This is a genomic window from Leisingera sp. ABM4_103 (genome assembly GCF_056158685.1).
On record NZ_JBSWTU010000005.1, the window covers coordinates 1,912,518 to 1,925,749 of the forward strand.

At 60.6% G+C, this 13,232-nt stretch carries 14 protein-coding genes and 1 pseudogene; 8 read left to right on the forward strand and 7 right to left on the reverse strand.

From position 1 onward, the window contains the following. Window positions 1–580: 580 nt before the first annotated feature. Window positions 581–1,279, forward strand: coding sequence for a DNA/RNA nuclease SfsA (sfsA, locus tag ACXAED_RS10925; RefSeq protein ID WP_475049585.1), 699 nt, complete (start codon window positions 581–583; stop codon window positions 1,277–1,279). Between the two features lie 113 nt (window positions 1,280–1,392). Here sfsA and ACXAED_RS10930 read toward each other — a convergent pair whose 3' ends face one another. The 4 genes and pseudogenes from ACXAED_RS10930 to ACXAED_RS10945 form a co-directional block, all read right to left on the reverse strand. Further along, a complete protein-coding gene (locus ACXAED_RS10930; RefSeq protein ID WP_475049586.1) occupies window positions 1,393–2,289 on the reverse strand; it encodes an ATP-dependent DNA helicase in 897 nt (298 codons plus the stop codon). A gap of 121 nt (window positions 2,290–2,410) precedes the next feature. Continuing rightward, a complete protein-coding gene (gene istB, locus ACXAED_RS10935) occupies window positions 2,411–3,142 on the reverse strand; it encodes an IS21-like element helper ATPase IstB (protein WP_027234437.1) in 732 nt (243 codons plus the stop codon). Beyond that, window positions 3,139–4,638 carry an IS21 family transposase gene (gene istA, locus ACXAED_RS10940; RefSeq protein WP_475046390.1) on the reverse strand — a complete coding sequence of 500 codons (1,500 nt, stop codon included), beginning with the start codon at window positions 4,636–4,638 and terminating at the stop codon, window positions 3,139–3,141. Before istA ends, istB begins: the two co-directional genes overlap by 4 nt. A 941-nt stretch (window positions 4,639–5,579) precedes the next feature. After that, window positions 5,580–5,759: pseudogene (locus ACXAED_RS10945) on the reverse strand (DNA/RNA nuclease SfsA); the annotation flags it as partial. A gap of 48 nt (window positions 5,760–5,807) precedes the next feature. On the opposite strand from ACXAED_RS10945, the gene ACXAED_RS10950 reads away from it, so the two are divergent. From ACXAED_RS10950 to ACXAED_RS10965, 4 genes are read left to right on the forward strand one after another with little or no spacing between them, the layout of a single operon-like run. Next, on the forward strand, window positions 5,808–6,530 hold the full coding sequence (locus ACXAED_RS10950) for a competence/damage-inducible protein A (RefSeq protein ID WP_475049588.1): 723 nt from the start codon (window positions 5,808–5,810) through the stop codon (window positions 6,528–6,530). After that, entirely contained in the window at window positions 6,527–7,252 is a 726-nt protein-coding gene (locus ACXAED_RS10955; RefSeq protein WP_475049589.1) for a GNAT family N-acetyltransferase, read from the forward strand. Before ACXAED_RS10950 ends, ACXAED_RS10955 begins: the two co-directional genes overlap by 4 nt. A 5-nt stretch (window positions 7,253–7,257) precedes the next feature. After that, on the forward strand, window positions 7,258–7,830 hold the full coding sequence (locus ACXAED_RS10960) for a peroxidase-related enzyme (protein WP_475049591.1): 573 nt from the start codon (window positions 7,258–7,260) through the stop codon (window positions 7,828–7,830). Next, complete coding sequence (locus ACXAED_RS10965) at window positions 7,821–8,744, forward strand: OmpA family protein (protein WP_475049594.1); 924 nt, start codon at window positions 7,821–7,823, stop codon at window positions 8,742–8,744. The genes ACXAED_RS10960 and ACXAED_RS10965 overlap by 10 nt, the downstream gene beginning before the upstream one ends. A gap of 487 nt (window positions 8,745–9,231) precedes the next feature. Here ACXAED_RS10965 and ACXAED_RS10970 read toward each other — a convergent pair whose 3' ends face one another. Together ACXAED_RS10970 and ACXAED_RS10975 are read right to left on the reverse strand one after the other, a co-directional pair. Then, window positions 9,232–10,143 carry a LysR family transcriptional regulator gene (locus ACXAED_RS10970; protein WP_475049597.1) on the reverse strand — a complete coding sequence of 304 codons (912 nt, stop codon included), beginning with the start codon at window positions 10,141–10,143 and terminating at the stop codon, window positions 9,232–9,234. A gap of 163 nt (window positions 10,144–10,306) precedes the next feature. After that, entirely contained in the window at window positions 10,307–11,218 is a 912-nt protein-coding gene (locus ACXAED_RS10975) for an AEC family transporter (RefSeq protein ID WP_475049599.1), read from the reverse strand. 197 nt (window positions 11,219–11,415) lie between these two features. On the opposite strand from ACXAED_RS10975, the gene ACXAED_RS10980 reads away from it, so the two are divergent. The 3 genes from ACXAED_RS10980 (at window position 11,416) to ACXAED_RS10990 (ending at window position 12,612) form a co-directional block, all read left to right on the forward strand. Next, window positions 11,416–11,856, forward strand: coding sequence for a DUF4399 domain-containing protein (locus ACXAED_RS10980; RefSeq protein ID WP_475049602.1), 441 nt, complete (start codon window positions 11,416–11,418; stop codon window positions 11,854–11,856). A 76-nt stretch (window positions 11,857–11,932) separates the two neighbouring features. Next, window positions 11,933–12,256, forward strand: coding sequence for an NIPSNAP family protein (locus tag ACXAED_RS10985; RefSeq protein ID WP_475049603.1), 324 nt, complete (start codon window positions 11,933–11,935; stop codon window positions 12,254–12,256). Between the two features lie 11 nt (window positions 12,257–12,267). Then, window positions 12,268–12,612 carry an antibiotic biosynthesis monooxygenase family protein gene (locus tag ACXAED_RS10990; protein ID WP_475049606.1) on the forward strand — a complete coding sequence of 115 codons (345 nt, stop codon included), beginning with the start codon at window positions 12,268–12,270 and terminating at the stop codon, window positions 12,610–12,612. Window positions 12,613–12,670: 58 nt separating this feature from the next. Here the strand turns inward: ACXAED_RS10990 and ACXAED_RS10995 are convergent, their stop codons facing one another. Beyond that, on the reverse strand, window positions 12,671–13,231 hold the full coding sequence (locus tag ACXAED_RS10995) for a type 1 glutamine amidotransferase domain-containing protein (protein WP_475049608.1): 561 nt from the start codon (window positions 13,229–13,231) through the stop codon (window positions 12,671–12,673). Window position 13,232 lies beyond the last annotated feature (1 nt).

Sequence of the window (13,232 nt, forward strand, 5' to 3'; positions counted from 1 at the left end):
CGATCCTACAGGTGTGACCCATGCCTGTTCACACAGAAAGATCGCGACTTTCAGGTCGCTCTATTCAGGGTTCGGTTTTCTCTTGACCTCTGGTGTAGCTCCTTCATCGTGCCTATGATCTGCTCTTCACTGAAACGGGGCGGATTGAGGGTGCTTTGCAGTCGACGCGAGTTGCCAAAAAAAATGATCGAAACAGAATTAGGCAGAATGTAAGGGGCGATCTGAGTGGTCTTCTTCGAGTAACCAAAACCACGCCCGCAAGGCTTATCAGCCCTACGATATTTGAAGTCTCCGTGCCGATAAGCCTTGCTAGTGTTAGTGCTGTATGGCGCTGTCTTGGAAAAATAGCGCATCGGCATTTCAATCCCATACATAGATGTCAGTCGGAGATATCCTGTTGGGGAACTTTCTCTATGCTGCTGGGCGAAGGACTAGGTAGGGCGCTGTGATGTCCGATTGGGGCCATAGGAGAGAAGATCTGAATTCGTTGCCGATGGCGTGCAAAATTTGAGACTACTGAGGATGTACTCAATCCTGCGATAGGGTTTGATATACAGTGGGGGTGAGATAGGTAGGAAAAATGAAATTTACCACGTCTCTCATCCCCGCCACTTTGGTTCGCCGCTACAAACGCTTCTTAGCCGATTGCTTGCTGTCAGACGGACAGGAAGTCACTGCGCACTGCCCCAATCCTGGTTCGATGATGGGGCTGGCTGAACCAGGGATGCGGGTCTGGCTGGAACCCAATGATGGCAAAAAAAAGCTGAACTATGGCTGGCGCCTGGTGGATCACGAGAATGGTCATTTCACCGGTGTCGATACTTCGGTTCCTAACCGGGCGCTGAGGGCAGCGCTTGAAGAACAAAAAATCCCTGAACTGGCCGAATACGAAACAATTTGGCCAGAGGTGAAATATGGTGAAAACAGCCGCATTGATTTTCTGCTGAGCCGAGACGGTCTGCCTGACTGCTATGTCGAGGTGAAAAGCGTCACTTTGATGCGCCAACCGGGGCTCGCAGAGTTCCCTGATAGTGTGACCAAACGTGGAACAAAACACCTCGGAGAATTGGCGAAAATATCGCAACAAGGCCATCGGGCGGTGATGCTCTATCTTGTTCAGCGTACAGATTGCCACCGTTTTCAGTTGGCGGCGGACATCGACCCAACTTATGCGATGGCGTTTGCAAGCGCCAAAGCCAAAGGGGTGGAGCAGTTGATTTATACCACCCAGATCAGCCCGGATGAAATCACCATTGCTGCGCCTATTCTCGCGGCTTGACCGGCTAAGGTCGACAACCACAGACAGGTACACGAGCCTCGACGGGGTCACGTCATGACCAACGATCAAGAGAAAGCCAAACCCTGAACAGGGCGAACTAATAGCCGCGGACTCTACGCGGAGCACGTCAGTGACAACCAAGTTGGTAAGCCAACCTGACGCCGAAGCGCAGCTGGCGTTGTCTCAACTGCTTCGACAAGTGCACCATAGTCACCAACAAGTATGACTTGTTCCTGAGCGCGCGTGATCGCGGTGTAGATCATGCTACGATCCTGCAAACGGTTCTTGAAGACTGGAACAATGATGACCGGCCATTGCGAGCCTTGGCTCTTGTGGACTGTGATAGCGTAAGCCAGCTCGGTCATATTTTTTGCAATGCCTGCGTCTAGCTCTACACCTTGCCCGTCAATGACAGCACTGACAACACTACCTTCAATGCCTGTCACACGACCCATAGAACCGTTTGTGAAACCAGTGTATCTATCGTTTTTTGTCCAGATCATTGGCTCCCCAGCAGCGATGTGCTTGGCCTCCGGCCAGAGGTCTGCGCCATCTTTCACAACCTCGTCGTGGAAGTGGGCGTTGATAGCAGTAACACCAGCTTCACCGCTCTTGATTGACCCGATGATTTGAACGTCATCCTGATCAATACCAGCGCTTCCAAGGTCACGAATAATGCGAGTGATAAGGGAAATCGCATCGGTATCTGAACATGCGTTGAAGGTAATGCCAGGTTTTGCACCACTGTACTGTTTCAACTTTGGCAGGCGCCCAAAACGAATGGCCTCAGCAACGGCAGGAATGCCACTGTCTTTGCGCTGACGCATAATTCGATCCAGTGTTACAGATGGCATCGAAGCCGAATTCGCAAGAACATGGAAGACCAGTCCAAATGAGATTGGTGGCAGCTGAGCTGGGTCACCACAAAGGATGAGTTGAGCCTCACCCAGGCGTTTTAAGATGCGCCAGATATCAGGCAGTGAACACATCGACGCTTCGTCGACTGTCAATGAGCGTTCAAAACTGACCCGGTTTCAGCGTTTGAATTTGACCCACCCCTTGTGGCGCAAAGGCCCCAGGCGGGCCGCCCTCATATAGCGAGTCCGACTGGGGGCTTTGCTTGCGCGACGTTTATGTTTTTCTGCGTCGCTTGCTCTGTGCGAACCGGTATGACGTGTTGCCTGTCTCGATGATTGCGCAGTGATGGGTTACGCGATCCAGAAGCGCGGTTGTCATCTTGGCGTCACCGAAGACCGAGACCCATTCGCCGAACTCCAGGTTCGTCGTGATGATGACACTGGTCTTCTCATAGAGCTTGCTGATCAGATGGAACAGCAACGCGCCGCCGGACTTGGGGAACGGGATGTAGCCCAGCTCGTCGATGATGACGCAGTCCAGGGCCGAGAGCTGCCGGATGATCTTCCCGGCATTGCCCTCGGCCTGTTCCTTGATCAGGGCGTTGATCAGGTCGACGGCGTTGAAGAAGCGCGCCTTCTTGCCGTTGCTGATCAGGGTGGTTCCAAGCGCGATGGCGATGTGGGTTTTGCCGGTGCCGGTTCCGCCCACCAGGATGAGATTATGTGCCTCTTCTGTGAATTGGCCTGAGCAGAACGGCTCGATTTGGGGCTGGGTGACGGCGGCCGCGCTGTAATCGAAGGTGGCGAAGTCCTTGTGGTGGGGGAACTTCGCAATCCTCATTTGATACTGGATGGAGCGCACCCGCCGCTCTACAGTCTCAGCGTCGATCAGTTGCTTTATCGCTGTGGTCAGACTTGGTGGCTTGCGCGCGGACAGCAAATCATGGGCGCAAGCTGCCATCCCGTGCAGCCTCAGGGCGGTCAGTTGGTCGATGAGGGCGTTCATGCGGCAGCCTCCTCAGCCGAGCACAGCGTCTCATAGCGCTTGCAATCGGCCTCGGGCCGCAAGGTCAGCTGCGGATAGGTATAGGCGTCGCTGAGCGGCGTGATGACCGGCTCCACCAACTGGTTAATCAGGTTGATGATGGCGGGCAGGCGCAGGGTGTTTTGTTCCACCGCCAGTTCGCAAGCCGTCTCGACCACCTCGACCCCGTGATCCTGGGCCAGCAGAAGCAGATCGACGAACTCCCGATCCCCGCCTTTGCCGGCCATGTAGTGCTCCCTGATCTGATGCATGGCCTCAGGCAGTTGCCAGTCCACAAAGGGGGCGCCGTCGCGCAGGGCGCCGGGCTTGCGATCCAGCAGCGGCACGTAGTGCCAAGGTTCAAAATAGCTGACATTGCGGGTGAAGCGACGCTTGTGCTCGGCGATGACATCCTGGCCCGACACCAGCACGATCCGGCCTGCATAGGCGCGCAGCGACACATGTTGCCCCGCGAACCGGGACGGCACGCTGTAGCGATTGCTGGCATATTGAACCAGGCAGGTGGAGCGAACACGAACGGTCTTTTCCACGTATCCGTCAAATGCTCGCCCCAGAGGGCGCAGTTCGGCGCGTTCGTCTTCGAACAGCTCTGCAATCGTGCGATCCGATTGCTCGGGATGGGGCCGGTTTGCCAGCTCTTCACAGCGCAGGCGCAGCCAATCGTTCAGCGCATCGAGATCATCAAAGGCAGGTTTGGGCACAAACAACCGGCCGCGCAAAAACTGGACCTGGTTCTCGACCTGTCCCTTCTCCCAGCCCGCAGCCGGGGTGCAGGCCACCGGCTCCATAACGTAATGGTTCATCAAGGCAAGGAACCGGGGATGGAATATCCGGTCCTTGGAGCGGGAGACATAGGTCACCATGGTCTTGGGGTTGTCGATGATCACCCGGCGTGGAACCCCGCCATAGAAAGACAGCGCCTGCGCAAAGGCATCCAGCACCATCTCCTGGGCTTCGCCGGGATAGGCGACGACAAAGGGCTTGCGGCTGTGGCACAGGCGGAAATGGGCAACCTTCACCTTCTGCTCGATACCGCCCAGGACAACCCGTTCTTCGCTCCAGTCAAATTGCAGCGCATCGCCTGCCGCAAAATGCAGCGGGATAAAGGCCTCGCCCGAACCGGCACCGGCCCGCCTCAGATCGCGGACAAATCGCTGAACTGGCGAATAGGAACCGGTGTAGCCTTCCACCACGAGCTGCTCATAGAGCTTCTGGGCCGTCCGCCGCTCCCGGCGTGGTCGCTTCTGGTCCTGATCGAACAGCTCCTGAAGCCGAAGATCAAACCCGTTGCACAGTTTGTGCCGAACCGGCGGGGCCTGGCGCTGGTAGCTCGGCGGGCTCTCATCCTTCAGATACTTCTTGATCGTGTTCCGCGATAATCCCGTCGCCCGCGCAACAGACCGGATGCTGCGTCCCTCAACCAATACCCATCGTCGGATCTTCGACACGCTTTCCATCAGTAACACCTGCTCTTTCCTCCGCACTTTTTGTGCGGATGTTAACGAAAACAGGTGGGTCAATTTTACTCGCTCATAACCCACCCAAGTGGGTCAATTTTGCACGCCGATTTACAGAGAAGGAGTTGCTTAGGATGAACTCAAGTACCCCAAGTGCCACCTCTCCGTTTTCGCGGGTCGGAATGATTGATTTCTGACGGACGGTTAATCGGAGCATGAATGTCACCCTTGGCTTAGGGCAGGGTGACGTGAGTTTGCAGAAAAATCAATTAAAAACAGTAAGTTGCAAGGTGCGCATTGCAACTTGCTAACTTATTGAACTGAAATGCGCTTTCCGGCACGTCGAGGTCTCGCAAGGGCGTGGTTCCGATGACGCCGAGGTCTGGACCGTCGCTGACTGCTGTCAAACACGCCAATGAGATGGATGCATCGGAACCGGATCGAACCAGCATCATGCTGGTAGTCGGCGCGCTGACCACAGACCGAAGCATGTATCCGTGGGACCTCAATCGAAAGCCAAGACAGACAGCACGACGGGCCAGAAAATAACTGGTGAAACCGCCTCGGCGGATCAATTTGCCTGCTTAAAACCGATTGATTGGAAAGCCCCCTTTACCGAAGTCCTGACTCTAGGTGACCTTAATGGTTCTCGACTTAGAAAGACCCACACTGGTTTTCGTGGGCTCAGTGGAGAAGGAGTGGCTAGGGATGAACTCAAGCGCTCCAAGCGCCACTTCTCCGATATAGCGGTTTGGATGGGGCGTCTTTAGGTGAGCAACTGAGAGGGGCGTAAATGTCATTCGTTGTTTAGGGTAAAATGACGCAAATGTCGTATTGTGTCACATTCTGGTTAGGTGCGCGTGAATTTTCGGCGTAACTAATTGGTGTTTATGTGGGAATTTTTCCCGTTGCGTCACTTTTGATTTGGCTTCCGGAGAATTCTTCGGATCGTCGTTCGGCTCCAGCCAGATTTTCATGCCTGGTTCTGCCAGCCCCATCATGCTGCCGGGGTTGGCACAATGGGCGGTGATCTCCTGTCCGTCCTCCAGCCGGCAATCGGCGAGAAAGCGTTTGTAGCGGCGGATCAGCACGGCGGGGATCAGAGGGGTTTCAAAGCGCATGACAACGGGCCTATACCTGCGGGAACGAGGTATCAAGGGAGGAAGATCATGGCCAACCCGACGGCTGCCATGCTGGTGATCGGAGACGAAATCCTGTCGGGACGCACCCGCGATGCCAACATGCATTACCTGGCCGGTGAGCTGGCCAAGCATGGCATCGACCTGAAGGAAGTCCGCATCGTCAGCGACGATGAGGCGGCGATCATCACCGCGGTCAAGGCACTGGCCGGAGCCTATGACCATGTCTTCACCAGCGGCGGCATCGGGCCGACCCATGATGACATCACCGCCGATTGCATCGCGAAGGCCTTCGGCGCGCATCTGGACGTGCGTGACGACGCGCGGGCGATCCTGCAGGCGCATTACGATACGCAAGGGCTGGAATTGAACGAGGCCAGGCTGCGGATGGCGCGGATCCCGGACGGTGCCGATCTGATCGACAATCCGGTCTCGGCGGCGCCGGGGTTCACCCTTGGCAATGTGCATGTGATGGCCGGGGTGCCGATGATCTTTCAGGCGATGGTGGCCAGCGTGATGCCGACGCTTACCGGCGGCCAGCCGATGCTGTCGCAGACCCTGCGGGTGCTGCGCGGCGAGGGCGAGATTGCCGGGCCGCTGCGCCTGCTGGCAGAGGCTTATGAGGACTTGTCGGTGGGTTGCTATCCGTTTCAGAAGGATGGTGTGTTCGGCGCCAACGTGGTGATCCGCGGCACCGATGGCGCACGGATCGACGCAGCGATGACGGAGCTGGCAAAGGAGCTGGAGCAGTGACCACCGATCCCCGTTACTACGCCGTGACCGAGGCGACCTGGCCGCCCGCGTCGGTGCGCGAGGTTGGTCCCGTAACTCTGCGCGAGGGGCAGGGCGGCGGCAGCCGGGTGTCGGCGGCGACGGTGTCCGGCCCGGTCACAGACGCCCAGATCGCAGCGGCGGAAGAGGCGATGCGCGCCATGGGGCAGGACTGCCTGTTCATGATCCGCGACGGCGAGGCGGAGCTGGATGCGCAGCTGGAGGCGCGCGGCTACGTGGTGAAGGATCCGGTCAACCTGTGGACTTGCCCGGCGGAGCGGCTGACGGACATTCCGGTGCCGCGTGTCACCGCCTTTTGCGTCTGGGAGCCGCTGGCGATCCAGCGCGAGATCTGGGAACAGGCCGGTATCGGGCCAGAGCGCCTGGCGGTAATGCGGCGGGTGCAGGGGCCGATGACGGGGCTGCTTGGGCGCCATAGGGATAAACCGGCCGGTGCCGGATTTGTGGCCATTCATGACGGCGTCGCGATGGTGCATGCGCTTGAGATCCTGCCGCATCAGCGCCGGGCCGGTATGGGCGGCTGGATGATGCGCCAGGCCGCGTTCTGGGCGCTGGAAAACGGCGCCAGCGAACTGGCGGTGCTCTGTACGAAACGTAACGAGGGCGCAAACGGGCTTTACGCTTCTCTCGGGATGGATTGCACCGGACAGTACCACTACCGGATTTTTAAGGAAGGCGATTGACCGCGATGACTGATCAGACCCAGCCCACAGCCCTTGACCTGCCGATGGTGGACCCGCTGCCGCCGGAAACACAGAAGTATTTCGACATCTGCGTCGAGAAGCTGGGATTTGTGCCCAATGTCCTGAAGGCCAATGCCTTTGACATTGATAAGCTCAACGCATTCACAGGCATGTATAACGACCTGATGCTCGCGGACAGCGGCCTCAGCAAGCTGGAGCGGGAGATGATCGCGGTGGTGGTCTCCTCGATCAACCGCTGCTTCTACTGCCTGGTGGCGCATGGCGCCGCGGTGCGGCAGCTGTCGGGGGACCCGCAGCTGGGCGAGATGCTGGTAATGAACTACCGGGTGGCGCCGCTGGACGCGCGGCAGCGGGCGATGCTGGATTTTGCCGCCAAGATGACCACGGCCAGCGCGGAGATCGAAGAAGCGGACCGGCAAGCGCTGCGGGTCGCGGGCTTTAGCGACCGGGACATCTGGGACATCGCTAATGTCGCCGGCTTCTTCAACATGTCCAACCGGGTGGCCAGCGCAACCGCCATGGTGCCCAACCCGGAATATCACAGCCAGTGCCGCTAAGACGCCTGGCGGCCTTGGCTGGCCTCACAGCGGCGGTGCTGCTGCCCGGCATCGCCGGAGCTGTGGAGATGACTCTGCCGGCCGGTGCGGCTGCTGTGTCCGAACGCGTCACAGTGCTGGGTGTCTATCAGCTTCCAGTGGGGCCGGAGGCGGCGGACGAGGTGCCGTCGCAGCGGTTTGAGGGCCGGATTTTGCGCCGCACCTGGCGTCTGGAGGGCGGCGGCACGGTGCTGGAGATCCTGGCGCCGATGCGGGAGCAGCTGCTGGCGCAGGGGTATGAGGTGCTGCTCGACTGCGCGGCGCGCGATTGCGGCGGCTTTGGCTTCCGCTTCGGAATCGAAGTGGTGCCGGCACCGGATATGATGGTCGATATCTCCCGCTATCACTTCCTGTCGGCAGCCAAGGACGGGCAAGCGGTCTCGATCCTGGTGTCGCGGGCAGGCGGCACGGCTTATGTGCAGATGATCACCGTGCAGCCGGGCGGTGCGGAGGCGCCGGAGGTCAAGCCCGCCGCAAAGGCACCCGCCCCTGTGCGGCCGGTTGAGCTGGCCAAGGTGCTGGAGGTCCGCGGTCACGCGGTGCTGAGCGATCTGGTGTTCGAGAGCGGCTCCACCCGGTTGCGGGAGGGGCGCTATGACAGCCTGAAGCAGCTTGCAGATTACCTGGCCGCCAACCCCGGATACCGGCTGCTGCTGGTGGGCCATACCGACACGGTCGGATCGCAGCAGCAGAATACCGGTATTTCCCAGCGCCGGGCGCAGTCGGTGAAGGAGCGGCTGGTCGAAGCCTATGAGGCCGATGAGGCGCGCATAGATGTTGCCGGTGCCGGGTTCATGGCTCCGATTGCCAGCAACCTTATCCCGGAGGGGCGCGAAGCCAACCGGCGTGTGGAAGCGGTGCTGCTCGGCGGTTAGCCGCGAATGGCATGAGAATAACAAGGGGCTCCCGTCCCCGCAGGTGCCTTGGCTTTGCCAAGACCCCTTGGCGAGCCTGGCCCAACGGACGCGGTAGCATGGCACATACTCCTGCGCCGGGCGGGAGTGCTGCCGGAGCACCAAACCGTTCCGGCTGCATTCGGCGGTGCATGGCCCGCTGGCGGCGCTGGCAGCTGGCCTTCAACAGGCTTTAACCGGGGAGCGGACCAAACCCGGTTGCCGGGGCCCGTTGAGTGACTGGCGTGCCGGTGCCTGGAAGTGGCGCGCGCGCTTCAGGCAGGTCTGTAGATAAGCCACTTGTGGCTTCAATCCTGGTCTGCATTTGCAATGCAGCCGCTGGACCCAAAAGAGCCAGTCCATCGCCTTGCCGGCAAACGCCGTGGGTAGAGGTAAAAAAAAGCCCCCGCGAGGGCGCGGGGGCAGGTCTTCGAGGGATGTCTTGGTCCGGGCCTTAAGGGGAACCGGTTCAGGTTTTCCATTCGGACGGGTCGCGGTCGGCAAAGGCTGCGACCAGGAAGTCGATGAAGGCCCGCACCTTGGGCTGGGTGAACTTGCCGGGCGGGTAGACCGCGTAGATGCCTTGGGTTTCGACCGGCAGGCTGGGCATCACGTCCTCGACCAGCCCTTCCTCCATCGCCTCCGCGTAGAGGTAGCTGGGCAGATAGGCGATGCCGAGGCCGGAGATCGCCGCGGTCAGCAGCGACTGGCCGTCGTTCACCGACAGCCAGCCGGAAGTGCGCACCTGGCGCTTTTCTCCCGACGGGGCGGTGATCTTCCAGACGTTGCCGCTGGACTGGCTGGAGTAATGCAGCAGCTTGTGGTTGTTCAGCTCGTCGATCTTCTGAGGGCGGCCGAATTTCTCCAGATAAGCGGGGGAGGCGATCATCCGCTTGGAGGTCTCGGTCAGCTTGCGGGCGCGCAGGGAGCTGTCCTCCAGCTCGCCGATCCGCACCGCCATGTCGAAGCCTTCGGAGATCAGCTCCACATAGCGGTTGTTCAGCACCATGTTGACGGTGATGTCAGGGAAGTCACGCAGGAAGTCCGACAGCACCGGCGACAGGTGGTTCACGCCGAAGTCGGTGGCGACCGAAATCCGCAGCAGGCCTGAAGGTGCCGATTGCATCGAGGTGACCAGCGCATCCGCCTCGCCCGCATCGTTCAGCACCCGGCGGGCGCGGTCGTAGTAGGCAAGACCGATCTCGGTCGGCGACACCCGGCGGGTGGTTCGGTTCAAAAGGCGCGCGCCCAGGCGGGCCTCCAGGCTGGAGACGTGCTTGGAAACCGCCGACTTAGAAATCCCCATCTTGCGTGCTGCATCGGTGAAGCCGCCCTGGTCCACCACATTGGCAAAGGCCTCCATCTCGGTCAGTCGGTCCATGTTCACCCATCCTCGTGTATCCGTGTTGGCCTCAGTGTTGCCGGGGAAATCGGGCAAGATCGGGGCGGGGGTGGGATAATTGCAGGGTTTTGCGCGGATCGTTTGCGCGGTGGAAACGGCCTGCCGGCCGGATTTGCCAGCGCGGACGGGCATTTACGCAACCTCAAAGCACGAGTTTGATGATCAGGATCCACAGAGGCAGGGAAATCGCGCTGAGCAATGTGGATTGCGCGATAAGCGTGGCTGCGAGCGTGCGGTCGGCGCCAAAGGCGGAGGCCAGAACATGTGCGGCCGAGGCGGTGGGCAGGGCGGCAAACAACACCAGAACCGCGGAAAAGCCGGGGTCCGTTTGCAGCAGCAGGCAGGCGGCGAGGGTTGCAGCCGGCACCAGCACCAGCCGCACCAGGCACAGGTAGCCGTTGAACAGGTCGAGCCGCGCAAGCGCCCGCCAGTTCATGGTGGCGCCGATGGAGAGCAGCGCGATGGGAATCGCTGCGTGCGCCAGCATCTCCGCCGGGGCCAGGACCGGCGCGGGGATATTGTAGCCCGATAGTCCCACCGCAACGCCTGCGACCGAGGCCAGCAGGAAGGGGTTCAGCGCTACCTTCAGCGCGGTCTGCCGCAACGACAGGCTGCCGCCGCGCGACAGGGCGCTTACCGCCAGAACATTGGCCACCGGCACCGCCATTCCGATTGCAACGGCCATCTGCCCTGTCAGCTCTGTGCCGACCGAGGGCAGGGCGACAAAGGCAATGGCGGTGTTGAAGCGCCAGGCGGCCTGCCAGGCACCAGCGAAATCGAGGAATTTCTCAGGGCCAAAGCGGCGTGCCAGAAGGCCCAGCCCCAAAGCCAGGGCGAGGATGCTCCAAACCGCCGGGCCGATGCGGCCCAGATCCGCCACCGCTATGGGCCGGCCGCTGGCGGCAAAGAACAGCAGGGCCGGGAACAGCACCTCGAAATTCAGCTTGTCGAGGCCCTGCCAAGCCTGCGGCGCCAGCCGGTTGCGGACCATCCCGCCCAGCCCGACCATCAGGAAGCTGGGGGTGAGGCCCATCAGAATGACTGCAAATACCATGACCGGCTCCCGCTCCGCTGCCGCGCGGTGACACTGCCGCTGGCAGGGGCAGCAGGCAAGCGGAAGGATGAAAGATGCGGCGGTACTCCGGACGGCTGCCGCATTTTTGCGCATTCGTTGCGAGCGGCAGGATTGCCAGACCCGGGTGAGCCGCTAGCTTTGTCCTGTTGGTTGAGCAAATTTCTGGAGGACCGGATATGAAACTGCTGATTGCGGCTGCCTTGTCAGTTTGCCTGGCGGCTCCGCTGTGGGCTGGCGGGGAGACGGCTTCGAACCCGGAGGCCGAGGTCTATTTTGCGAATATCCAGGACGGGGACACGGTCACATCGCCCGTGACGCTGGTCTTTGGCCTGTCGGGAATGGGGGTGGCGCCGTCGGGGGTAGAGAAGGAAAACACAGGCCACCATCATCTGCTGATCGACCGCCCGCCGCTGGGCGAGGGGGAGGATGGCGCTGATGAGCTGGCCTTTGGCCTGCCGTCGGATGATAACCACCTGCATTTCGGCGGCGGTCAGACCGAAGTGACACTGGAGCTGTCCCCGGGCCGTCACACGCTGCAGCTAGTGCTGGGCGATGCGGGGCATGTGCCGCACTCAACCCCGATTGTCTCGGAGCAAATTACCATCACGGTGGAGTGACGGTTCGGTCTGCACCGAAGCATCCGGTTGGTGGGGCAGGTTAGGGAGGTGGTCCTGAACAACCAGAGGACCCATCATGCTGACCTGCATCATCCGCTACCATATCGACCCCGCTAAAAAGGCGCAGTTCGAACAATACGCCCGCAACTGGGGTCAGGCAATTCCGCGCTGCGGGGGGGATCTGGTGGGGTACTACGCGCCGCATGAAGGCTCCTCGACGCTGGCCTATGGGATTTATAATGTGGAGAGCCTTGCGGAGTATGAGGCTTACCGCGCGCGGCTGGCGGCTGATCCGCTAGGGCGCGAGAACTACGAATTTGCCCGGAAGGAGCGGTTTTTGCTGCGTGAGGACCGGACCTGGCTCAAGAAGGCCTCGGCACCGCATGGGCAGGCCCGGTAGAGGAGGCACAGATGATTGCCGTGATTTTCGAGGTGGAGATCGCCCGCGGGAAGAAAGAAAGCTATCTGGAGATTGCCGCGGAGCTGCGGCCGCTGCTGGAGCAGGTGGACGGGTTTCTGTCGGTGGAACGGTTCCAGAGCTTGAGCAGCCCGGACAAACTGCTGTCGCTGTCCTTCTGGCGGAATGAGGCGGCAGTGCAGCGCTGGCGGCAGCTGCCGGAACACCGGGCCGCCCAGGACAAGGGGCGGGCCGGGATCTTTGCAGGCTACCGGCTGCGGGTGGCCGGGGTGATCCGCGACTACGGGATGAACATTCGGGGCGCAGCCCCGGCAGACAGCCGTGCCGCACACGGCTGATCCCGGCGGCACCACGACAGCACCCCGCGCGGAAAGCGCGGGGCGGGACGGATACCGGTCAGGCCGCTGGGCGCGCGTGCGTGCCTTCTTCGATTTCTTCGGTGATTTTTGATACGAACGCCTTCAGATCCTCGGGCTGGCGGCTGGTTACGATGCCCTGATCTGCCACGACCTCTGCGTCCTTCCAGTTGGCACCGGCGTTGGAAATGTCGGTCTTGATCGAATGGAAGGACGTCATGTCACGGCCCTTGGCAACACCGGCCTCGGCCAGCACCCAAGGGGCGTGGCACACAGCGGCGATCACCTTGCCGTTGTCATGAAAGGCTTTGACCAGATTGATGACATCGTCTTCCACCCGCAGCAGATCCGGGTTGATCTGGCCGCCCGGGATCACCAAGGCGTCATATCCATCAGACGTGGCATCAGCGATCTTCAGATCGGCATCGGCCTCGCGCCCCCAATCGCTGCCTTCCCAGCCTTTCGCCGGCTTGCCATCGAGCGTTGCGACATGGACCTCCGCACCCTTTACCCGCAGCTGGTCGCGCGGGAATTCCAGTTCCGACTGCTCGAACCCATGGGTGGCAATAATCAGGATCTTTGCATCTGCGATTTTGGGCATA